This window comes from Pseudomonas sp. IPO3749 (assembly GCF_013386605.1).
In the GTDB taxonomy this organism is placed as follows: Bacteria; Pseudomonadota; Gammaproteobacteria; order Pseudomonadales; family Pseudomonadaceae; genus Aquipseudomonas; species Aquipseudomonas azotoformans_A.
In genome coordinates, this window is the sequence record NZ_JACARN010000068.1 from 44,894 (window position 1) to 65,652 (window position 20,759).

General features: G+C 61.3%; 20 protein-coding genes. 11 read left to right on the top strand and 9 right to left on the bottom strand.

From position 1 onward, the window contains the following. Positions 1-17: 17 nt before the first annotated feature. Genes HX812_RS24340 through arnC form a run of 8 tightly spaced genes read right to left on the bottom strand, consistent with a single transcriptional unit; the run spans position 18 to position 9,317 of the window. A complete protein-coding gene (locus HX812_RS24340; RefSeq protein WP_038851486.1) occupies positions 18-1,640 on the bottom strand; it encodes a glycosyltransferase family 39 protein in 1,623 nt (540 codons plus the stop codon). 3 nt (positions 1,641-1,643) lie between these two features. Next, positions 1,644-3,023, bottom strand: coding sequence for a UDP-glucose/GDP-mannose dehydrogenase family protein (locus HX812_RS24345; RefSeq protein WP_038851485.1), 1,380 nt, complete (start codon positions 3,021-3,023; stop codon positions 1,644-1,646). After that, the gene (arnF, locus tag HX812_RS24350; protein WP_033902883.1) at positions 3,020-3,421 is read right to left on the bottom strand and encodes a 4-amino-4-deoxy-L-arabinose-phosphoundecaprenol flippase subunit ArnF; all 402 of its coding nucleotides are present in this window, start codon (positions 3,419-3,421) and stop codon (positions 3,020-3,022) included. The genes HX812_RS24345 and arnF overlap by 4 nt, the downstream gene beginning before the upstream one ends. Further along, entirely contained in the window at positions 3,418-3,765 is a 348-nt protein-coding gene (gene arnE, locus HX812_RS24355; protein ID WP_033902882.1) for a 4-amino-4-deoxy-L-arabinose-phosphoundecaprenol flippase subunit ArnE, read from the bottom strand. Before arnE ends, arnF begins: the two co-directional genes overlap by 4 nt. Next, on the bottom strand, positions 3,762-5,417 hold the full coding sequence (gene arnT / locus HX812_RS24360; protein ID WP_038851484.1) for a lipid IV(A) 4-amino-4-deoxy-L-arabinosyltransferase: 1,656 nt from the start codon (positions 5,415-5,417) through the stop codon (positions 3,762-3,764). Before arnT ends, arnE begins: the two co-directional genes overlap by 4 nt. After that, a complete protein-coding gene (gene arnD, locus HX812_RS24365) occupies positions 5,414-6,298 on the bottom strand; it encodes a 4-deoxy-4-formamido-L-arabinose-phosphoundecaprenol deformylase (protein WP_038851482.1) in 885 nt (294 codons plus the stop codon). The genes arnT and arnD overlap by 4 nt, the downstream gene beginning before the upstream one ends. Continuing rightward, positions 6,298-8,289 carry a bifunctional UDP-4-amino-4-deoxy-L-arabinose formyltransferase/UDP-glucuronic acid oxidase ArnA gene (gene arnA, locus HX812_RS24370; protein ID WP_038851481.1) on the bottom strand — a complete coding sequence of 664 codons (1,992 nt, stop codon included), beginning with the start codon at positions 8,287-8,289 and terminating at the stop codon, positions 6,298-6,300. Before arnA ends, arnD begins: the two co-directional genes overlap by 1 nt. Positions 8,290-8,291: 2 nt before the next feature. After that, entirely contained in the window at positions 8,292-9,317 is a 1,026-nt protein-coding gene (gene arnC, locus HX812_RS24375) for an undecaprenyl-phosphate 4-deoxy-4-formamido-L-arabinose transferase (RefSeq protein WP_177075063.1), read from the bottom strand. A gap of 401 nt (positions 9,318-9,718) precedes the next feature. Here arnC and HX812_RS24380 point away from each other — a divergent pair, with 401 nt between their 5' ends. The 11 genes from HX812_RS24380 to HX812_RS24430 all read left to right on the top strand — a co-directional run bounded on the left by HX812_RS24380 (position 9,719) and on the right by HX812_RS24430 (position 19,504). Beyond that, positions 9,719-10,531: a M949_RS01915 family surface polysaccharide biosynthesis protein gene (locus HX812_RS24380; protein ID WP_038848971.1), complete on the top strand. Its 813-nt coding sequence runs from the start codon at positions 9,719-9,721 to the stop codon at positions 10,529-10,531. A 108-nt stretch (positions 10,532-10,639) separates the two neighbouring features. Next, the gene (gene xerC / locus HX812_RS24385; RefSeq protein ID WP_038848970.1) at positions 10,640-11,554 is read left to right on the top strand and encodes a tyrosine recombinase XerC; all 915 of its coding nucleotides are present in this window, start codon (positions 10,640-10,642) and stop codon (positions 11,552-11,554) included. Between the two features lie 45 nt (positions 11,555-11,599). After that, positions 11,600-12,187, top strand: coding sequence for a hypothetical protein (locus tag HX812_RS24390; RefSeq protein ID WP_038848968.1), 588 nt, complete (start codon positions 11,600-11,602; stop codon positions 12,185-12,187). Positions 12,188-12,331: 144 nt separating this feature from the next. After that, positions 12,332-13,087 (top strand): GntR family transcriptional regulator, encoded by a 756-nt coding sequence (locus HX812_RS24395; protein WP_177128152.1) that lies wholly within the window; start codon positions 12,332-12,334, stop codon positions 13,085-13,087. Next, positions 13,084-14,814, top strand: a complete 1,731-nt coding sequence (locus HX812_RS24400) for a fumarate reductase/succinate dehydrogenase flavoprotein subunit (RefSeq protein ID WP_038847095.1) — start codon at positions 13,084-13,086, stop codon at positions 14,812-14,814. Before HX812_RS24395 ends, HX812_RS24400 begins: the two co-directional genes overlap by 4 nt. A 38-nt stretch (positions 14,815-14,852) precedes the next feature. After that, entirely contained in the window at positions 14,853-15,098 is a 246-nt protein-coding gene (locus tag HX812_RS24405) for a ferredoxin family protein (RefSeq protein ID WP_028616162.1), read from the top strand. 118 nt (positions 15,099-15,216) lie between these two features. Further along, positions 15,217-16,650, top strand: coding sequence for an ABC transporter substrate-binding protein (locus HX812_RS24410; RefSeq protein ID WP_038847098.1), 1,434 nt, complete (start codon positions 15,217-15,219; stop codon positions 16,648-16,650). Position 16,651: 1 nt separating this feature from the next. Then, positions 16,652-17,428, top strand: coding sequence for an ABC transporter permease (locus HX812_RS24415; RefSeq protein ID WP_038847101.1), 777 nt, complete (start codon positions 16,652-16,654; stop codon positions 17,426-17,428). Then, the gene (locus HX812_RS24420; RefSeq protein ID WP_038847103.1) at positions 17,428-18,258 is read left to right on the top strand and encodes an ABC transporter ATP-binding protein; all 831 of its coding nucleotides are present in this window, start codon (positions 17,428-17,430) and stop codon (positions 18,256-18,258) included. The genes HX812_RS24415 and HX812_RS24420 overlap by 1 nt, the downstream gene beginning before the upstream one ends. After that, positions 18,255-19,199: a HEAT repeat domain-containing protein gene (locus tag HX812_RS24425; protein WP_038847107.1), complete on the top strand. Its 945-nt coding sequence runs from the start codon at positions 18,255-18,257 to the stop codon at positions 19,197-19,199. The genes HX812_RS24420 and HX812_RS24425 overlap by 4 nt, the downstream gene beginning before the upstream one ends. Beyond that, the gene (locus tag HX812_RS24430) at positions 19,196-19,504 is read left to right on the top strand and encodes a gamma-butyrobetaine hydroxylase-like domain-containing protein (protein ID WP_038847109.1); all 309 of its coding nucleotides are present in this window, start codon (positions 19,196-19,198) and stop codon (positions 19,502-19,504) included. The genes HX812_RS24425 and HX812_RS24430 overlap by 4 nt, the downstream gene beginning before the upstream one ends. Here the strand turns inward: HX812_RS24430 and HX812_RS24435 are convergent. After that, positions 19,474-20,682 carry a multidrug effflux MFS transporter gene (locus HX812_RS24435; protein WP_038847112.1) on the bottom strand — a complete coding sequence of 403 codons (1,209 nt, stop codon included), beginning with the start codon at positions 20,680-20,682 and terminating at the stop codon, positions 19,474-19,476. The two genes, HX812_RS24430 and HX812_RS24435, sit on opposite strands and share 31 nt — an antisense overlap. Positions 20,683-20,759: the final 77 nt, after the last annotated feature.

A 20,759-nucleotide genomic window follows, 5' to 3' on the forward strand; every position in this document is an offset into this window, starting at 1 on the left:
AAAAATGAAGTTAAGCCTCAGGGTTGTGGGCTTTTTTCCAAATGCAGCAGCACATAAGGGTTACGATCAAATTCGCCGGCCAAGGTCGGCGTGATCGAACGCAAGCGTGGGTCCGTCAAGCCTTCATAATCCGCCTCGCTCATCACCAGCCACGCGGGCCCCTGAAGGGGCTTGAGGTCGGCCGCCTGCTGAGTGAACAACGGCACCTGGTCGCAATCGAGGTTGACCATGTACTTGATGGCCTTGGCGTCTTTGCCCAAGCCGTGCAACACCACCGGTGCCTTTTGCTGCATCACCTGTTCATGCACTTGCAAAGTAAAGGTGCGGGTGTCGTAGACACTGCGCTCCAGCGGTTCGACCACCATGATGTAGGTGGCCCATACCGCCAGTACCGCGGCAAACGCCGGTCCGACCGCACGCAGTTGTGTCTTGAGCAGCGCCAGCAGTGCCACGACTTGCAGCACCCCCAGCACACCGAGGATCCAGCCCAGATCGCTCAACTGTTCCGGATAGTGCGGCCGCGCCAACAGCAACCCGGCGATCAACAGTGTCGGCAACAACGTCCAGATACCCAGCATCAATCCGCGCAACCCGGCAAACAGCCGCCCGTGTGCAACCTGAAACGGATACGCCGCAATTATCGCCGCCATGGGCAGCATCGGCAGTACATAGCGCGCTTTTTTCGCCTGGGGAATCGACAAGCCCAGCATCACCAGCAAGCCGGCGGCCGCGCAGTACCACACCAACTGCAACGCCGGCCCCGGCGCCCGCCGCCCGCTGATCAGCATGGCCAACAGCACCAGCACAGCCATCGGATACGCCAGGGCATAGTTGCCCAGGGAGCTGGTGAAGTAATACAGCACGCCGCTGGAGCCTTCGCTGCCGTCCATGCGCCCGAGGAACTGCATGCGGATCACGTCCTGCATGAACTGTTCGCCGCCACTGAGCTTGGCCATCAGCAACAGCAAGCCGACACAGGCCACCAGCAACGCCAGCCCAAGCAAGCCGAAGCTGAACAGTTGCCGCCATTGACGGTTGATCAGGTAATAGCTGCACAACACGCCCGTGGGAATGACCAGGCCAATCGGCCCGCGCACGGCAAAGCCGACAATCAGCAGCAGGTACAGCCAATGCAGGCGTTTACCGGCGCCAAAGTGATCGTGGGCATAGCCCAGGTAAAACACCGCCAACGCAATCGCGGCCAGCATCTGGTCGAGGGACACCGAGCGGGTTTCGCTGATGAAGGTGCTGCTCAGCAACAGGATCGCAATGCTCAGCAAGCCCCAACGCTGGGAGTAGGGCGCGGTCAGGCGATACACCAGGGTAACGATCACCGCCGAGGCCATCGCCGTAGGCAACCAGGCTGTAAGGCTGGTGACCTGGCCCAGCGGCAAGGACAACAACCACGTCAGCAGCGTCGACGTGGCCAGGTAATCCGCATAAGGCTGGCCGTAGGTGGTCGGGAAGAATCCCGGCCCATGGCGCAGCATCTCCTGGGCGAACAGCACGAAGCGGGAATCGAAGCCGATAATCGCCTGGTGCCAACTGCCGGCGATGAACAGTAACAACGCCAGCAATCCCAAACCGAGGGATTGGAGGCGGATCGTTGGGGTTAACAGGGGCGGTCGATCTTTGTTCACGTCTCAGGCTTCCACGACCTGCGGCAACCATTGTTGCTGCGGAATCGGCAACTGGCAGGAGTCGCCACGGCCGATCGGGTAGTACTGGAAGCCTTTGCGCGCCAGGCGCTCGCCGTCGTAGAGGTTGCGGCCGTCGAAGATCACTGGGGTTTTCAGGCGCTGGTGGATCAGGTCGAAGTCCGGCGCCTTGAACTGCTGCCATTCGGTGCAGACGATCAGCGCATCGGCGCCGCCCAGGGTGGATTCCGGGGTGCCCATCAGCATCAGCCGTGGATCATCGCCGTAGATACGCTGGGTTTCCTGCATGGCTTCCGGGTCGAACGCGCGCACGTTGGCGCCGGCGGCCCACAAGGCTTCCATCAGCACACGGCTCGGCGCATCGCGCATGTCGTCGGTGTTCGGCTTGAACGCCAGGCCCCACAAGGCAAAGGTCTTGCCGCGCAGGTTGCCCTGGAAGAACGCATTGATGCGCTCGAACAACTTGCTCTTCTGGCGCTGGTTGATGGCTTCTACCGCTTCCAAGAGGTCGCTGGAGCAGTTGGCCTGCTTGGCGCTGTGGATCAGGGCGCGCATGTCCTTGGGGAAGCACGAACCGCCATAACCGCAGCCGGGGTAGATGAAGTGGTAGCCGATACGCGAATCGGCACCAATGCCCAGGCGTACGGCTTCTATGTCCGCGCCCAGGTGTTCGGCCAGCTCGGCGATCTGGTTGATGAAGCTGATCTTGGTCGCCAGCATGCAGTTGGCGGCGTATTTGGTCAGCTCGGCGCTGCGCAGGTCCATGAAGATGATGCGGTCATGGTTGCGGTTGAACGGGGCGTACAGATCCCGCATCACCTCGCGCACTTCTTCGCGCTCGCAGCCGATGATGATGCGGTCCGGACGGCGGCAGTCGGCCACGGCCGAGCCTTCCTTGAGAAATTCCGGGTTGGAGACGATATCGAACTCCAGGTGACGGCCCGCCAGGTGCAGGGCTTTTTCGATATGCGCGCGCAAGGTGTCGCCGGTACCGACAGGCACGGTGGATTTTTCCACCAGGATCACCGGCTCCTTGCGATGACGAGCGACCGCATCGCCCACCGACAGCACGTACTTCAGGTCCGCCGAGCCGTCTTCGTCCGACGGCGTGCCCACGGCGATAAACAGCACTTCGCCGTGTTCGACCGCGAGTTTCTCGTCATGGGTAAAGTGCAGTCGCCCGCTTTCCAGGTTTTCCTTGACCATCGCTGCCAGCCCCGGCTCGAAGATCGTCACATGGCCTTTCTGCAAAGATTCGACCTTGTTTTTGTCAACGTCCATGCAGATGACATCGTGACCGACTTCGGCCAATACGGTGGCCTGCACCAGACCGACGTAACCACTACCAAATACACTGATTTTCATGGGGCATTCCTGGGACTTGTAGCGCTAGCACGACGAGAGTTGATAACCAGCACACCGAGGATGACAAGCGCCACCCCCAGGGTTTTTGAAACGGAAAAATGTTCGTTGAACACCGGCAGGCTGGCCGCCAGCAGGTACACCAGCGCGTAGCTGATGCTCAACAGTGAATAGGCGCGGCCCAGTGGCAGATGCTTGAGCGCGCCGAGCCAGCAGAGCATCGACAGCGCGTAGGCGAGGATCGCCAGGCTCACCACGCCGAGGGCGCCAAGATCGATCTGTGCACTGAGCCATTCGTTGGGCAGCGGCAAGCGCGTCATGCTCCAGCGCATGCCCAACTGGGCAGCACTGACCAGGCCGACACTGCCCAGGGCCAGGGCAAAACCTTGGACCCGGCTCATACGTGGCGCCCCAACAACACCACACCACCGATTACCAGCGCCACGCCCAGCCAATGACGGCTGTCGATGGGCTCATGAAAGACAAACCGCGCCACCAGCGTGACCAACACAAAGTTCAGGCTGAGCATGGGGTAGGCAATGCCCACTTCCAGGCGCTGCAACACCAGCAGCCACACCAGCAGGCCCAACCCCAGGCACATCAGCGCCGACCACAACCACGGCGAACGCAGTTTCAGCGCCCAGCCCTGGGGCACATCGCGCCAGCTTTCCACGGCGAATTTCTGCGACACCTGGCCCATGCAGGTCAGCAAGCACGCGGCCAATAACAGCAGCAGGGTGATCACGGCGTCACCTGCGGGAAGATCAGGATCACGATATTGCCTTGCTCATAGCGCTTGCCGTCATTGGGCAGCAGCGCCACTTCAGCGATTTCATCGTCACCTTTGACGCGCATCACCACGCCGACCGGGCCCTGCTTGCGCGCCTCGCTCATCCATTGCTGGACTTGAGTGGTGTCAATCTTGTGGTGCGTGGCGTCTGGGTAGGCCAGGCCGTATTTGACTTCGCCGACGGTGTTGTAGAGCGTCACGTCCGGCCGCGCCAGGCGCCACGACAGCGCCGACGCTGCGCCGAGGTCATTGCTCAGCAGGGCCGTGGCCGGCTGTAACTCCTGCAGGTGATCGATGATGAAGTGGTCAGGCGTCTTGTTGTAGACCACCGAATGCGGCAATGCGGCGGGCAGCAAGGCGACCATCAGCCAACTGCCGAGTACCGGCGCGGCCCACAGACGTAGAGGTCGCGCAGCCTGCAGCAGGTTGACCAGGATCCAGGCAAACAGGAAGGTGAACACCAGCACCAGGCTCAGGGTTTCCTGGCCGTGTTCATACACCGGTTTTTTCAATTGGAACCAGCTCAGCGCCAACAACACCACTACGCCGATGATCAGGTTCAACCAGCCATTGATGCGCAATGCGCGGTAACGACCCTGGGCCAACTTGTCGGCCAGGGTATTGCCCATCAACAAGGCCAACGGCAGCAGGCATGGCATGATGTAGGAGGGCAGCTTGCCCTTGGCCAGGCTGAAGAACGCCAGGGGCATCAGCAGCCACAGCAACACAAAGCCGATCTTTGCGCTGCGCTTGTCCTGCCAGGCCTGTTTGAGCGTGGACGGCAACAACGCCACCCACGGCAGGCAGAACGCAACCAGCAGCGGCAGGTAATACCAGAACGGCTCGGCGTGCTGGGCATCGTCGCCGGCAAAGCGCTGGATATGCTCGTGCCAGAAGAAGAAGTTCCAGTAGTCGGGCTCTTGCAGGTGCACGGCCAGCGCCCACGGCAGACTGACTACAATCGCTACAACCACCGCCACCAGGCCATAACCCAGCAGCTCACGGAAACGCTTTTGCCAGATCGCATAGGGCAGGGCGATCAACACGGGGAGCAACCAGGCCAGGAAACCCTTGGTCATAAAGCCCATGCCACAGGCAAACCCCAACAGCACCCAGGCACCGAGTCGCCCATTACGGGTGGTGCTGTCGAAGCAAAACCACAAGGCCACACCGGTCAGGTTGACCCAGAACGTGAACTGCGGATCGAGGTTGGCATAACCGCCCAGGGCCGCCACGCTGACAAAACTCATGTACAGCACGGTGCTGATCAGGCTTTTTTGCGGGTCATTCCACAGACGGCGTGACACCAGGTACACCAGCAAAATGCTCAGGCCAGTACTCAAGGCCGACGCAAAGCGCACACCGAACAGGTTCTGCCCGAAGATCGCCTGGCCCAGCGCGATCATCCAGTAGCCCGCGGCTGGTTTCTCGAAATAGCGGATGCCCATGAAGTGCGGCGACGCCCACTTGCCGGTCAGCAGCATTTCCTGGCTGATCTGCGCGTAGCGCGTTTCGTCCGGAATCCACAGGCCGTGGGTGGCCAGCGGCAACAGGTAAAACACGCCAAACGCCAACAGGAGCAGGGGCAGGGCCCAACGGCGGATCATGCCTGTTGCACTCCGAGCCAACCCTCGCGGCCGGGCAAGGCGCCGCGCACCAGCTGTTGCTGGGGCAGGGTGGTCAGGTCCGCCGGCAGCAAGTCGCCCAGCGGTTTGAACTCGATGCCGCGCTGCCCTGCCTGGGCGAGCAACTGGCAAAAATCATTGGCCATCAGAATCCCTTCTACTTCTGCGTGGATCGTATAGACGTTGAGCTTCGACGCGGCAAAGCGGTCGAGGATGAACGTGTTGAAGTCTTTGGCAGCCACCACCGGCCCGACGACTTCGTCGAAGGTCGGCAGGTCCACCGGAATTTGTGGGGTGCCCGCGCTGCCATCGGCCAACGTTGGACGAAACAGGCTGGTGCCCCGGCAATCACTGTTGTAGCGGAAATTGAAGCCTTGCTTGGCTTGCACCACGCGCTCGTCGGCACGCCAACCGGCGGCGGCCGAACAGTCTATGCGCTCGCCGAGAATGTCATTCAAGGTGTCGACGCCACGGCGGATCTGTTCGATCAGCTGTGCCTCGCTCCAGCGCCCGGTGTTGGCCTGCCAACCGTGGTGGTCCCACGCATGCAGGCCCACCTCATGCCCGGCGGCCTTGGCCTGGCGCATCAAGTGCCCCAGGTCACGGCCGATCGGCTTGCCGGGCCAGGCGGTGCCGGCCAGCAGGATATCCAGGCCATACAGCCCGACGGCGTTGGAACGCAGCATCTTCCACAGGAACTGCGGTCGGATGAGACGCCACAAGTGGCGCCCCATGTTGTCCGGCCCGACACTGAAGAAGAACGTCGCTTTAACCCCCGCTTCATCCAGGGATTCGAGCAACCTTGGCACACCTTCACGGGTGCCGCGGTAGGTGTCGACGTCGATTCGCAAGCCTGCCTGCATTACTTCTTGTCCGCTATTTCGAGCATGGCTTCACGCAGGAAGAAGTCCAGCGTGTTGCCAATGGTTTCGCTCATTTCCACGGTCGGCTCCCAGTTCAACAGGCGCTTGGCATTTTCGATGCTTGGCTTGCGGTGGGCCACGTCCTGGTAACCGGTGCCGTAGAACGCCTTGCTTTCTACGTCGCGGAAACCGGCGAACGGCGGGAAGTTGCCACGCAGCGGGTGCGCTTCGAACTGACGCAGCAGCTCTTCACCCAGTTGACGGATGCTGGCTTCGTTTTCCGGGTTACCGATGTTGATGATCTGGCCGTTGCACACGTCGTTGTCGTTATCAATGATGCGTGCCAGGGCTTCGATACCGTCAGCGATGTCGGTGAAGCAACGCTTCTGCTCGCCACCGTCGAACAGACGGATCGGCGTGCCTTCCACCAGGTTCAGGATCAGTTGGGTAATCGCACGGGAGCTGCCGATCCGCGCCGAGTCCAGGCGGTCGAGGCGCGGGCCCATCCAGTTGAATGGGCGGAACAGGGTGAAGTTCAGACCTTTGGCGCCGTAGGCCCAGATCACACGGTCCAGCAGTTGCTTGGAGACCGAGTAGATCCAGCGTTGCTTGTTGACCGGGCCGACCACCAGGTTGGAGGTGTCTTCGTCGAAGTACTGGTCCTGGCACATGCCATAGACTTCAGAGGTCGACGGGAAGATCACGCGCTTGTTGTACTTGACGCAGTAGCGCACCAGCTTGAGGTTTTCTTCGAAGTCCAGCTCGAACACGCGCAGCGGGTTACGGGTGTATTCGATCGGCGTGGCGATGGCCACCAGCGGCAGGACCACGTCGCACTTCTTGATGTGGTACTCGATCCACTCGGTGTGGATGCTGATATCGCCTTCCACGTAATGGAAATTCGGGTGGCTGCGCAGGCGCTCGATGGCGTCGGAGCCGATGTCCAGGCCGTAGACTTCGTAGCGGTCGTCACGCAACAGGCGCTCGGACAGGTGGTTACCGATAAAGCCGTTCACACCGAGGATCAGCACGCGAGTACGGCGTGGCTTGCGGCCGGACTCGGCGCCACGCAGCACGGAACCGTCGACCAGGCCCAATTCGTTGGCCAGGGAAGGACCGGCCAGGTACAGGCCGTTGTCGTTGCGCTGGCCGAACTTGACCACCAGGGAGTCTTCACCGCAGGCAATGCGCAGCGGGTTGACGCTGATCACACGGCCCGGCGCGAGGCCTTCGTTGCCCTTGACCACCTCGGCTTGCCACACGATCAGCTTGTGCTCGCCCACCGCGCAGAAAGCGCCCGGATACGGTTGGGTTACGGCGCGCACCAGGTTGAACAGTTCTTCAGCCGGCTTTTTCCACTCCAGCTTGCCATCGGCAGCGGTACGGCGACCGAAGTAGGTGGCCTGGCTTTCGTCCTGGGCGGTTTCAGCCAATTTGCCTTGGGCCAGTTGCGGCAGGGCATCGCGCAGCAGGTGGCTGGCGGCCTCGCGCAGTTTGGCATGCAGGGTCAGGCCGGTATCCGTGCGGTCGATCACGACTTTCTGTTGGGCCAGGATCGCGCCGGCATCGGCACGCTTGATCATGCGGTGCAGGGTCACGCCGGTTTCGGTTTCGCCGTTGACCAGCACCCAGTTGGCCGGGGCGCGGCCACGGTATTTGGGCAGCAGCGAGCCGTGCAGGTTGAACGCGCCTTTGCGGGCGGTGGCCAGCAGGGGTTCGCTCAGCAGGTTGCGGTAGTAGAACGAGAAAATGTAGTCCGGGTTCAGCTTGGCGATGCGCTCGATCCACAGCGGGTGGTTGGCGTCTTCCGGCGCGTGCACCGGGATACCGTTGCGTGCGCACAGTTGGGCAACGGAACCGTAGAAGTTGTTTTCCTTCGGGTCGTCGGCATGGGTGAACACAGCAGCAATTTCGTAACCGGTGTTGAGCAGCGCTTCAATGCCTGCACAACCAATGTCGTGGTACGCGAATACAACAGCTTTTGAACTCATGTTTAGACCTGATCAGCAGAAGTAGAGGTATGGGAAGACACCAGGCCGTCAACGACGACCACGGGAGCCGGTGCTGCCGGTTGGTTGCGCAGCACTTTTTCGATAAAGAAGCGCGGGCGGGCGCGCACATCGCTGTACATGCGGCCCAGGTATTCACCCAAGAGGCCCATGCCGATGAACTGGCCGCCGGTGAACACGAACAGCACCGCGAACAGCACGAACAAGCCGTCGCCGGCCCAGTCGGCACCAAAGGCCAGGCGCATGACGATCAACGCCAGGGCAAACAGCATGCCCAGCGCCGCCAGGCTGAAGCCAACGATGGAGAGCAGGCGCAGCGGGGTGGTGGTCATGCACGTCAGCAGATCGAACATCAGACTGATCAGGCGCATGGCGCTGTATTTGGATTCACCGTGTTCACGCTCGGCGTGGTGCACCAGGATCTCGGTGGTGTGGCGGGCAAAGCCGTTGGCCAGGATCGGGATAAAGGTGCTGCGCTCGCGGCAGGCCAGCATCGCGTCGACGATGGTGCGGCGGTAGGCGCGCAGCATGCAGCCGTAGTCAGTCATGGCAACGCCAGTAGAGCGCTGCACGGCCAGGTTGATCAGGCGCGAAGGCCAGCGGCGGAAGGCCGAGTCCTGGCGATTGTTGCGCACGGTGGCGACCACGTCGTAACCCAGGGCGGCTTGTTCCACCAGGCGCGGGATTTCTTCGGGCGGGTTTTGCAGGTCGGCGTCGAGGGTGATCACCACTTCGCCCCGGCACTGCTCGAAACCGGCCATGATCGCCGCATGCTGGCCATAGTTGCGGTTGAGGATCACCGCGACCACGTTGCTGCCGTCTTCAGCGGCGGCGTCCTCCAGCAGTTGGGCCGAATTGTCGCGACTACCGTCATCCACCAGGATGATTTCGTATTCGTAGGCCAGTTGCTGGCAGGCTGCAGTGGTGCGACGCAGCAATTCAGGCAGGCTCTCTTGTTCGTTGTAGACCGGAATGACGATCGACACGCAATGAATAGGGTAGGGTTTCAAAGATTCATGACCTCGGGGTTAGAGCAACTTGGCGCGTGGCAACAGCAGCAATCATTGGGCGAAAGTCCAGGCCGCAGGTAAACAAACGGCGCTAAAGATGAAGCGTAATCAAGAGGTTAGACGATATAGCGCGGTTTGCTATGAAGTACTGTGTTCAAGATTAAGCGTAAAAATGTGGAACAGATATGAAAGGCAGATGAAAAACTCGTTTATTTGACAGGTAGACAGCTAGGGTTCAGCTAGGCAACTAACGCTTAGTTGGCAGGCCAAATAGGAACTGTTCGCTGTGCATTTGGTTCAACTTCTACGCGCGACCCTGCCCAGCGAAATGAATGAAGAATCTTCTCTGCAATGCGCCCCAAGTGCCGGTAAAGTAAGCCGTCTCTTGCCAGGGTGATCGGATGAATAGCGTGCAGCGTTTACGGGGCCAGTTGCGGCCTGTGTTGATGGGTTTGTTGTTGAGCATGGCCTGTATCACCAACGTACAAGCCGACGGCGGGGTCGCGCTCACGAGCATCGACCAGGTGCCGGACGGTGTGGAAGTACGTGGCAAGCAAATCGCCGCCTACACCTGGGATGACAAGCAAGGCAAGAACCTGCTGGTGCTCGCCGAGCAGGTCAGCGAGCGTGACGACGACGGCACTCAATCGGCGTTTGTGTACGCGGCCCAGTACCTGATCGATGGCAACCGCCCCAAGCGCGTATGGATGCTCTACGACGATGTGCAGCATTGCGAGTTCGACGCCTCGCTGCGCTTTGACCGGGCTGCAACCAAGGTCACTGACCTGACCGGCGATGGCATCACCCAGGCCACCGTGGGCTATTCGCGCACCTGCACCAGTGATGTCAGCCCTAACGAATTCAAGCTGATCATGCATGTCGGCAAGTCGCAGAAGTACCGTTTGCGCGGTGTCGACCGGGTCGGCGCAGCCTGGTGGGACGAAGAGGCCGGCGCCCTGCGTGGCATGCCATTACCCAAGGATTGCAGCGTGGCCGGGCAGCAAGCGTTGGTCAGCCAGTACAAGGAGCAGGGCACCGAGTTGCCATTGCCCGGTTGCTACGGCGACGAGAAGGACTTTGCCAAGGCCCCCGAGGCCTACCTGACGTTCATGCGCCAGCACTGGTTCGCGCTGATGCAGAAACAAGACAGCGACTGGAGCCAGGCCCAGGTCCAGCCGCAGGACCCTACCGAAGATGACGACACCGCCCCGTGATTTTGTGCAAGGGCCGGTCCTGGGTTAGACTCGGCCTTCGCCAATTCACTAAATACCTCGATTAATCAAAGGCTTATTCGAGGTATTTAAGCCAAAGGCTGACATAACTTGACTGAGTCTATCCGCAACCCGCTGACCCTTTACCTCACCCGCCTGGCGCCCTCCAGCCAACTGACCATGCGCTACGTGCTGCAAGACGCGGCCGACCGCCTGGGCTTCGAGGACATCAACCTCGAAGACATCGACTGGCACCTGCTGCAACCCGAGCACGTGATTGCCCTGGTCGCCGCCTTGCGTAAGGACGGCTATGCGCCGAACACCTCATCGCTGTACGTCAACGCGGTACGCGGGGTGATGAACGAGGCCTGGCGCCTGAACCTGATCAGCCAGGAACACCTGCTGCGCATGCGCACCGTCAAGGCTGCAGCGGGCACGCGCCTGAGCCAGGGCCGCAACCTGCGGCGCAGTCTGATCCGCGAAATGATGGAAGTCTGCGCCTCCGACCCACGGCCTCAAGGCCTGCGGGATGCGGCAGTGATCGGCATTCTCTATGGTTCCGGCATGCGCAAGTCGGAGTCGGTCAACCTCGATCTGGCGCAAATCAATTTCGAAGAACGCAGCTTGCGGGTGATCGGCAAGGGCAACAAGGAGTTGATCAAGTATGCGCCGGACTGGGCGTTTACCAAGTTGCAGGCGTGGCTGGCGTTTCGCCGCGAGCAGCTCAAGGAAGGCGAACAGGACGACAGCTTCCTGTTCAACCGCATCCGCCGCGGCAGCCATATCACCCGCGAGCGCATTACCAAGCACGCGATCTACTACATCGCCCGCCAGCGCGGTGAGCAGGTGGGCGTGAAGATAATGCCCCATGATTTTCGCCGCTCGTTCATCACGCGGGTGATCGAGGAGCATGACCTGTCGATTGCGCAGAAACTGGCACACCACACCAATATCCAGACCACCGCCAGCTATGACGTGCGTGACGACAACGAGCGGCGGCGGGCGGTGGATCGGTTTGATTTGTGAATTTCCGGCTCTAGGGCCTCACTTGACCAGGGAAGATGTAACGACATGACGTTTGTGGAGTTTTGGTGGACAACCATCGTGGCGGTGGTTGTCTGGGCCGTGCTGACGGCCTGTATCTGTCAACGCGTACGAAGCGGCAACGTGTGGAAAGGCTCCACTGCGGCGCGACAAAATATCCTTTTGGGTTTGTTACTGGTCTTGCTGTCGGCAGTTCCACCGGCGTTTTTGTGGGACAAGCTCGACGACTTCAAGGCTTACCAAGATGAACAGTCCCGACACACACAAGCCGAGATTGATAAAACCAACGCGGATACTCACCGAAAGCAATGCGGCCAGGCCCTCTCGGAGGGTAAGCAATGTGATGCCCTCGTACCGGGACCGGACATTTCCTCATTCAGCCAGCCTCTGTATCGATCGCTGGATAAACTCATCGATGTCATTGGCCTCGTACTTGGCCTGTTGGGTGGTGCGCTGGGGGTGAACATTTTATCCGATGGCTTGCTCAGGAAAGACGCTGCGCCGGTGCGCCTTGTCCGGCGAGAAGTCAAAACGACGCGAACGATCGGCTTCAGCAATTGGCAGATCAAGCAGGTCACCACCAGGTCCTGTACCCGCTCAAGCGAAAACGTCTGACCCGATTTGGTAACTGGCCATACCTGCCAGAGGCATGGCCGCCGTGGGAAAAATCGACCTTAAGCTTATGCGCAAACGATATTTCCAACGGCGGGCTTAGGCTGATTAAGATCACGTCATAACTCGTTATGACAAGTGGCCTTGATGAACGATTCCAGCCTTTCCCCGCTGTCCAGCATCCCCTTGCATGCGCAACTGCGCGACCTGTTGCGCAGTCGCATTCTCGACGGTGAATACGCGCCCAATACCCAAATGCCTTCCGAAAGCGAGCTGGGCGCGCGCTTCAAGGTCAGCCGTATTACCGTGCGCCAGGCCCTGGGCGACCTGCAGAAAGAAGGGCTGATCTACAAGATCCACGGCAAGGGCACGTTTGTGTCCAAACCCAAGGCTTACCAGAACGTCAGCACCTTGCAGGGTCTGGCCGAATCCATGACCGAACGCGGCTACGAGGTGATCAACCGCCTGCGCAGCTTCCGTTTTGTACCGGCCGACAAGCAGGTGGCCGAGCGCCTGGGCGTGGAGGAGGGCACTGTGGTGGCGCAGATCAAGCGGGTGCGCCTGATCAACCGGGAGCCGGTGTCGCTGGAAATCACCTACCTGCCGCAACCCCTCGGCGAGCGCCTGGAAAAAGCCGACCTGGTCACCCGCGATATCTTCCTGATCCTGGAAAACGACTGCGGCCTGCAACTGGGGCATGCGGACGTCGCCATCGACGCCGTGCTGGCCGACAGCGACCTGACCCAGGCGCTGAATGTGGAGCCGGGCTCGCCGATCATGCATATCGAGCGCCTGACCCACACCGCCGACGGCCAGCCGGTGGACTTTGAACACCTGTATTACCGTGGCGACGCCTTCCAGTATCGCCTGCGCATCGACCGTGAACGAGGAAGCCGCCCGTGAGCCGCACAACCCTGGAGCTGGAATACGACATCGTGGTGATCGGCGGCGGCACGGCCGGGCCGATGGCGGCGATCAAGGCCAAAGAAGCCAACCCCGCGTTACGTGTGCTGTTGGTGGACAAGGCCAATGTGAAGCGCAGCGGTGCGATCAGCATGGGCATGGACGGGTTGAACAACGCGATCATCCCCGGCCACTCGACGCCGGAGCAGTACACCAAGGAAATCACCATCGCCAATGACGGCATCGTCAACCAGGCGGCGGTGTACGCCTATGCCACGCACAGTTTCGAGACCATCGAGCAACTGGACCGCTGGGGCGTGAAGTTCGAAAAGGACGAGACCGGCGATTACGCGGTGAAAAAGGTCCATCACATGGGCGCCTATGTGCTGCCGATGCCTGAGGGGCATGACATCAAGAAAGTGCTGTACCGCCAGCTCAAGCGTGCACGGGTGACCATCACCAACCGCTTGGTGTGCACGCGCTTGCTGACTGACAGCGAAGGCGCGGTCAACGGCGTGATGGGCTTTGATTGCCGTACGGCCGACTTCCAGGTGATCAAGGCCAAGGCCGTGATCCTGTGCTGCGGCGCGGCGGGCCGATTGGGCTTGCCGTCGTCGGGCTACCTGATGGGCACTTATGAAAACCCCACCAATGCTGGCGACGGCTACGCGATGGCTTATCACGCGGGGGCCGAACTGGCGAACCTGGAGTGCTTCCAGATCAACCCGTTGATCAAGGACTACAACGGCCCGGCCTGCGCCTACGTCACCGGTCCGCTGGGCGGCTATACCGCAAATAACAAGGGCGAGCGCTTTATTGAGTGCGACTACTGGAGCGGCCAGATGATGTGGGAGTTCCATCAGGAACTCGAAAGCGGCAACGGCCCGGTGTTCCTCAAGCTCGACCACCTGGCCGAGGAAACCATCCAGAACATCGAGACCATCCTGCACAGCAATGAACGGCCGAGCCGTGGCCAGTTCCACGCCAATCGCGGCACCGATTACCGCAGCGACATGGTGGAAATGCACATTTCCGAAATCGGCTTTTGCAGCGGACATTCGGCCTCTGGTGTGTGGGTGAACGAGCGTGCGGAGACGTCGGTGAAGGGCCTGTATTCGGCCGGGGACATGGCGGCGGTGCCACATAACTACATGCTCGGCGCCTTTACCTACGGTTGGTTCGCCGGCACGAATGCTGCGCAGTACGTGGTCGAACGTGAGTTCAGCGCCGTAGATGCCGACCAGGTCACCGCCGAACAGGCCCGAGTCTACGCGCCACTGGACCGTGAAACCGGCCTGCCACCGGCCCAGGTCGAATACAAGCTGCGCCGCTTCGTGAACGATTACCTGCAGCCGCCCAAGGTCACCCGCAAGATGGAAATCGGCCTGCAGCGCTTCAGCGATATCGAGCGCGACCTGGACCAGATGAAAGCCCACAACCCCCACGAATTGATGCGCGCCATGGAAACCAGCGTGATCCGCGACTGCGCCGAAATGGCCGCCCGCGCTTCGCTGTACCGCGCCGAGAGCCGCTGGGGCCTGTACCACCATCGCGTTGATCACCCGCTGCGCAATGACGCCGACTGGTTCTGCCATTGCCACCTGAAAAAGGGCGATGACGGGCAGATGGTCAGCTTCAAGAAACCCGTTGAGCCCTATGTGATCCCGCTGGACGCCGAAGAAATGCAAGCCTACGACCGCCTGCGTGTTGGGGCTGATGCTGCTTGACCCTATAGAGAGCGCAAAAGCGCCCAGGACACCGTGAAATGGCCTACCAACCCCAGGAAATATTCTTTCGCTCCAACGCGCCGGTAACGATCGACGAAGACAAGTGCATCGCCGAAAAAGGCTGCACGGTGTGCGTCGACGTGTGCCCGATGGACCTGTTGGCGATCAATCCCGCGACGCAGAAAGCGTACATGGCGTTCGACGAATGCTGGTACTGCATGCCCTGCGAAAAGGATTGCCCCACCGGCGCCGTCAAGGTCGAGATCCCGTACCTGCTGCGCTGAGCGTTACAACTCCAAGCCATCCGCCAACTCCGGACGCCACTGCCGTACCCCTCGTTTCCCACCGTGCCTGATCACGGCGGAGACGATCCTATAACCATGATTCGAGGGGAAACACCCAATGTTCTTGCGCGCAACCTTTGCCAGCCTGGTGCTGGCTTCCATCAGCCTGTCGGTACAGGCACAAACCATCCGGGTCGCCATCGGCACCCAGGACACCACCATCAACTGCGCCGCCGGCGGCTTGCTGATCCGCGAGCTGGGCCTGCTGGACAAGTACTTGCCCCACGACGGCAAGTACAAGGACGCCACCTACGATATCCAGTGGAAGAACTTCACCAGTGGCGCACCGCTGACCAATGAGATGGTGGCCGGCAAGTTGGATTTCGGTGCCATGGCCGACTTCCCTGGCGCGTTCAATGGCGTAGCGTTTGAGGGCGCGGGCAAGCACAGCCTGTTTATCAATGTGCTGTCGGGCAATATCAAGGGCAGCGGCAATGGCATCGTGGTACCGACCGAGTCTAGCGCGCAGTCGTTGGCGGACTTGAAAGGCAAGACCATTTCGGTGCCATTCGCGTCCACCGCGCACGGTATGTTGCTGCGGGCCGTCGCCGCCCAGGGCTGGGACCCGCTCAAGGACGTCAACATCATCGCCCAGGCGCCGGAAGTGGCGGGCTCGGCGTTGCAAGCCAATAAAATCGAGGCGCATGCCGACTTCGTGCCGTTTGCCGAGCTGTTTCCCAACCGTGGTTTCGCCCGCAAGATCTACGACGGTTCGCAGTCCAACACACCGACCTTCCACGGCGCTTTAGTGGATGAAAGCTACGCCCGCCAGTACCCGGAAGTGGTGGTCGCCTACTTGCGCGCCAGTATCGAAGCCAATCAACTGCTGGCGGCAGAGCCTGAAAAATACAGCGAGCTGATCGAGAAAGTCACCGGCGTTGAAGCCGAGGTCAACTACCTGTTCCATGGCCCGCTCGGCGTACAAACCCGTGACCTGAGCTGGAAACCAGAGTATCGCCAGGCCGTCGGCACCGCCATCGACACCCTCAAGCTGCTGAAAAAAGCCGACCGCGGCCTGGACCTCAATACTTTTATCGACGACCAGTACATCCGCGCGGCCTTCAAGGCGTCCGGCCTGGACTATCAGGCTCAGCTGGGCAACTACGCCCAGGCCCCGCTCAAGGCCAACGACGCGTTGACCGGCAAGCCGATCACCGACTGGAAGCACGTGGCGCAAATCTGGGTGAAAGGCGAACCCAAGGTGCGTGATTATGCGTCGGCCGAGTCTGCCTTCAGTGCACTGGCCAACTTGAAAAAAGACGGCAAGGCAGTGCGTGCGGTGTACGCCCAGGCCGAAGACAGCGGCATCAAGCTGCTCGCCAATCAAGCCTGGTTCGCCAGTGACCGCCAGGGCAAGCTGAGCGCGTTCCTGCTCAAGGGCCAAGCCCAGCAATTCGCTGACGCCCAGGGCGCCCAGGGCGGCCAGGGCGGCCAGGGCGGCCAGGTGTTTGATTTCACCAGCGCTGGCGCCCAGGCCGTGGCCGGTCGCTGATATGTCGACTTATCGCTGGCTGCCGCGCGCGGCCTCATTGCTGGTGTGCCTGCTGTTTTGGCAGCTCGCGGCCAGTCATCACTGGAACCTGTGGCTGGTGACCTTTGCCAACGTGCCCACGCCGGGCGCTGTCGTGGAGGCAGCGCTGGGCCTGGTGGATTCGGGCAAGCTGGCCCAGCACCTGAGTGCGAGCCTGACCCGGGTGTTCGAAGGTTACCTGGCGGCGGTGCTGGTGGGCGTTGGCCTGGGCATTGCCATCGGCCGCTCGACATGGGCTGAAGATGTGCTGTTGCCGCCTCTGGAGGTGATCCGTCCGATTCCGGCAGTGGCCTGGATTCCGTTGGCAATCCTGATGTTTCCATCGTCGGAGCTGTCGATGGTGTTTATCACCTTTACCGGCGCGCTGTTTCCGATCCTGCTCAACACCGTGCATGGCGTCGAAGGCGTCGATCCCCGGCTGATCGCGTCGGCGCGCAGCCTGGGGGCCGGGCGCCGCGCAATCCTGCTGGAGGTGATTGTGCCGGGCGCCGCGCCGAGCATCATCACCGGCTTGGCCATCGGCATGGGCACCTCGTGGTTCTGCCTGGTGACGGCGGAGATGATTTCCGGGCAGTTCGGCATCGGCTATTACACCTGGGAGTCGTACACCATCCAGAACTATGCCGACATCGTGGTCGGCATGTTGTTGATCGGCGTGCTGGGCATGGGCAGCAGTTGGCTGGTCAAGCGCCTGGGCGCCGTGTTCACCCCTTGGCATCGCCCGCGAGGTAAAGCCTGATGGAAGGTCGTATAACAATCAGTGGATTGTCGATTGTGCTCGGCGAGCGTGAACAGGCGTTCGAGGCAGTCAAAGCGCTGGAGTGCAGCATCGAGCCAGGGCAATTCGTGTGCATCCTGGGGCCGTCGGGCTGCGGCAAGTCGACCTTGCTTGGCGCGCTGGCCGGGCACCTGGTGCCGAGCCAGGGCACGTTACAGATGGATGGACAGGCGGTGGTCGGCCCGTCCCAGCAGCGCGGCATGGTGTTTCAGCAGCACACGCTGTTCCCGTGGCGCACCGTGCGTGAGAACGTCGCATTTGGCTTGAAAATGCGCGGCGTGGGCAAGGCTGAACGGCTGGCGGCGGCGGATGAAATCCTCGCGCTGGTCGGGCTGGAAGGCTTTGCCGAGCGTTGGCCGAACCAGCTCTCGGGCGGCATGCAGCAGCGTGTGGAAATTGCCCGTGTGCTGGTCAACCGGCCGAGCCTGCTGCTGATGGATGAGCCGTTCGGCGCACTGGATGCGCTGACCCGCATGAAGATGCAGGCGTTGTTGCTGGATATCTGGACGCGCATCCGCACCACTGTGGTGTTTGTCACCCACGATATCGATGAAGCCCTGTTCCTGGCTGATCGCATCCTGGTGATGAGCCCACGCCCTGGGCGCATCATCGAAGACTTCCAACTGGATTTTCCCCGACCACGCCACACCGAACTGATGACCACCCCCGAATTCACTCACCTCAAGCGCCATTGCCTGGCACTGCTGCACCATGAAGATGGCCGCCAGTTGCCACGCCTGAACCCGCTCGGGTTGCCCACCGATCATTCAACACCGCGATTTGCCATATGACCTATAACCCGGAAATAGAAGCCTTGCGACCACGTCTGCAAGCCACGGACGCCGGCATGCGCCGCATTGCCCTGATTGACCTGGCCGATCTGGAAGACCCCGATAGCCTGCAATGGCTAGTGGACAGCCTGCGCAACGACTCGTCCATAGAAGTGCGCGCCCAGGCCGCGACCTTGCTGGAAGCTTGGGAAGACGGCGATGTGGTGCAGGCCTTGTGTGAAGCGCTCACGGATGCCGATTCGTCAGTGCGCGAAGCAGCAGCGCAAAGCCTGAGCGTATTGAAGACTGCCGAAGCGGGCAGGTTGCTGCTGCCTTGGACCGGGCACGCCAATATCAGCGTGCGCACCGCCATCTTCCGTGCCCTGCGCGAATTGCGCCTGGACGCTGCTGCGCCGGCAGCCTTGTCGGCCCTGGTGGATGTTGATGCGGGTGTCCGCCGCGAAGCAGTGGGCGTGCTGGGTTGGCTCAAACATCTGCCCGCGCTTGAAGCATTGGCCACCTTGGCCAGCGGTGACCCCGACACCGAAGTCCGCCGTGCCGCCACCGGAGCACTGGGCTTGGCGAGTGACGACCAGGTCCTACCGGCGTTGCACCAAGCGTTGCTGGACCCGGCCTGGCAAGTGCGCGAAGAAGCTGCGACCACCTTGGGCAAAGTCGGCAGCCTGAATGCCGGAGACGCACTGGTCGCCGCGCTGGCGGATGAGTATTGGCAGGTTCGCCTGCGCGCTACGCGCAGCCTTGGCCGGTTGCATTACTTACCCGCACTGGAAGCCTTGATCCAGACCCTGGGCCACAGCATCAGTAACCTGCGCAAGGAAGCCGCCCTGGCACTGGGTGAATTGGGCGATCGCCAAGCGCTGACGGCCTTGCGGGATGCCGCCGACGATGGCGACCCGGAGGTGCGCAAGGCCGTGCGGATTGCCTTGGCGCAACTGCAATGACCGTCGCGCCGAACGCCATAGGCAAAGGTCGCGACGGTCGATTGCGCCTGGAATGGGCGCAAGGCGCGCAGTGGATTGATCACGCACGCCTGCGCCGGGAGTGCCCGTGCTCCCAATGCCGGGCGTTTCGTCTGCGGGGCAGCCAGCCGTGGGTGTCAGAGGCGGTGAGGGTGGTGCAAATCCACCCTCAGGGTTATGGCGTGCAACTGGTGTTCAGCGATGGCCACCAGCGCGGGATTTATCCCTGGGCGTATCTGGCCGCCATGGGCAATGATCAGGAGGAGGGCGGGGCGCTGGCCAAGTGAGCCGGCAGGCGCCGCAAGGTCCACAGTGTGGTGAGCATCGCGGCGATGGCGCACAGTGCAATGCCCATCAGCATCGGCGCTGGTGTGTGATCGGCGAACACACCGATCACCGTCATGGACACGGCTGCCGTGATCATCTGGATCGCACCGAGCAAGGCTGACGCAGAACCGGCCACCGCGCCGTGGTCCTCCAGCGACAAGACGCCCGCCGCCGGTAACAGCAGACCGAGAAAACCGAAGCCGATAAACAGCAATGTCATCATCAAGGCCAGGCTATCGATCCATAGAGTGGTGGCTGCCAGTACCGCCATAACCGCCGCCACGGCCACCACCGACCAACGAATCAGCGGCGCCAGGCCATAGCGTGCGCTGAGGCGTGCCGTGAGTTGGCTCATGGCGAAAAACGACGCAGCATTCACTGCAAACCCCAGGCTGAACTGCGTGGGCGTCAGGCCGTAATGTTCGATGTACACGAACGGCGCGCTGCCGATAAACACAAAGAACGTCGCCAAACCGAATCCGCACACCACCGACAAACCGATGAATACCGGGTCACGCAACAATGCGCCGTAGCTGCTGAAGGCGTTGCCCAGGGTCTTGCCCAAGCGCCGTTCGGCGGGATGGGTTTCCGGCAATTGCACGATGGTCATCACCAGGCACGCCACTGCGAGCACCGCCAGCACGGCAAACACTTCGCGCCAGCTCCACAAAGAGATGACCAGGCTGCCAGCGAGCGGCGCAAGGATCGGCGAAACACTCATCACCAGCATCAGCAACGCCATGAGTTTCGCGGCTTCATGCCCGGTGTACAGGTCACGCACGATGGCGCGCGGAATCACCATCCCCGCGCACGCACCGAACGCCTGCAGGGCACGAAAGGCGATCAGTGATTCGATCGTCGGCGCCAGCGCGCAACCGACACTGGCTACGGCAAAAATCACCAGGCCGACATAGATCGGCGGCTTGCGCCCGAACACATCACTGATCGGACCGTAGAACAATTGGCATACGCCGATGATGACGAAGAATACGGTAAGGCTCATCTGCACCAACGCTGGCGAGGCGTGCAGGCTCGCGCCAAGGGTTGGCAGCGCCGGCAGATAGATATCGATGGCGAACGGGCCGACGGCAGTGATCAAGCCCAGCAGGAGGGCAAGGTGGGCGATGCTTCGAGACATGAGCAGTTCCGGGCAGAGCAAGGGCCGGTCAGCTTAAGGGATACGCGCAGATCCGCAAACTTAGGCTTCAATAAGCA

What these genes read in the sequence shown, in the direction of transcription:
- HX812_RS24430 (WP_038847109.1), top strand. Translation starts at nt 19,196, where the DNA reads ATGACCGTCGCGCCGAACGCCATAGGCAAAGGTCGCGACGGTCGATTG.
- HX812_RS24380 (WP_038848971.1), top strand. Translation starts at nt 9,719, where the DNA reads ATGAATAGCGTGCAGCGTTTACGGGGCCAGTTGCGGCCTGTGTTGATG.
- arnD (WP_038851482.1), bottom strand. Translation starts at nt 6,298, where the DNA reads ATGCAGGCAGGCTTGCGAATCGACGTCGACACCTACCGCGGCACCCGT.
- arnA (WP_038851481.1), bottom strand. Translation starts at nt 8,289, where the DNA reads ATGAGTTCAAAAGCTGTTGTATTCGCGTACCACGACATTGGTTGTGCA.
- HX812_RS24410 (WP_038847098.1), top strand. Translation starts at nt 15,217, where the DNA reads ATGTTCTTGCGCGCAACCTTTGCCAGCCTGGTGCTGGCTTCCATCAGC.
- HX812_RS24435 (WP_038847112.1), bottom strand. Translation starts at nt 20,682, where the DNA reads ATGTCTCGAAGCATCGCCCACCTTGCCCTCCTGCTGGGCTTGATCACT.
- HX812_RS24345 (WP_038851485.1), bottom strand. Translation starts at nt 3,023, where the DNA reads ATGAAAATCAGTGTATTTGGTAGTGGTTACGTCGGTCTGGTGCAGGCC.
- arnF (WP_033902883.1), bottom strand. Translation starts at nt 3,421, where the DNA reads ATGAGCCGGGTCCAAGGTTTTGCCCTGGCCCTGGGCAGTGTCGGCCTG.
- HX812_RS24390 (WP_038848968.1), top strand. Translation starts at nt 11,600, where the DNA reads ATGACGTTTGTGGAGTTTTGGTGGACAACCATCGTGGCGGTGGTTGTC.
- HX812_RS24415 (WP_038847101.1), top strand. Translation starts at nt 16,652, where the DNA reads ATGTCGACTTATCGCTGGCTGCCGCGCGCGGCCTCATTGCTGGTGTGC.
- HX812_RS24405 (WP_028616162.1), top strand. Translation starts at nt 14,853, where the DNA reads ATGGCCTACCAACCCCAGGAAATATTCTTTCGCTCCAACGCGCCGGTA.
- HX812_RS24395 (WP_177128152.1), top strand. Translation starts at nt 12,332, where the DNA reads ATGAACGATTCCAGCCTTTCCCCGCTGTCCAGCATCCCCTTGCATGCG.
- HX812_RS24420 (WP_038847103.1), top strand. Translation starts at nt 17,428, where the DNA reads ATGGAAGGTCGTATAACAATCAGTGGATTGTCGATTGTGCTCGGCGAG.
- arnT (WP_038851484.1), bottom strand. Translation starts at nt 5,417, where the DNA reads ATGATCCGCCGTTGGGCCCTGCCCCTGCTCCTGTTGGCGTTTGGCGTG.
- HX812_RS24425 (WP_038847107.1), top strand. Translation starts at nt 18,255, where the DNA reads ATGACCTATAACCCGGAAATAGAAGCCTTGCGACCACGTCTGCAAGCC.